Raw genomic sequence first — 436 nt, 5'->3', positions numbered from 1 at the left:
CGCCCGATGAAGAAATAGGACGGGGAGCTCATAAATTTGATGTAGAAAAATTCGGAGCTCAATGGGCTTATACCATGGATGGCAGCCAGGTAGGAGAACTGGAATACGAGAACTTCAACGCTGCAGGTGCCGTTGTTAAAGTCAGCGGAAAGAGCGTTCATCCCGGTTATGCCAAGGATAAGATGATCAACAGCATGTATATTGCCATGGACTTCATCAATTCCTTACCCCGACTGGAAACTCCCGAGCATACAGAAGACCGGCAGGGCTTTTTCCACCTCAATGCCATTGAAGGAGATGTGGAGGAAACTACGCTGCACTATATCATCCGGGATCATGACCGGGAGCATTTTGAGGCCAGGAAGCAAATGATGCAGGATCTCGCCGGAGAGATCTGCAACCAGTATGAAAGAGATTGCGTGACAGTGGAGATCAA

At 48.6% G+C, this 436-nt stretch carries 1 protein-coding gene; it reads left to right on the top strand.

Features of this window, described 5'->3' with window-relative positions; translation table 11 throughout:
- Nucleotides 1–436: peptidase dimerization domain-containing protein (locus HC176_RS16660; protein WP_167920129.1), on the top strand; the 436-nt coding region annotated here is incomplete at both ends.

Source organism: Tamlana crocina (assembly GCF_012037625.1).
The sequence above is the reverse complement of the archived record's forward strand: the minus strand, read 5'-3'. Positions and strand labels throughout refer to the sequence as shown.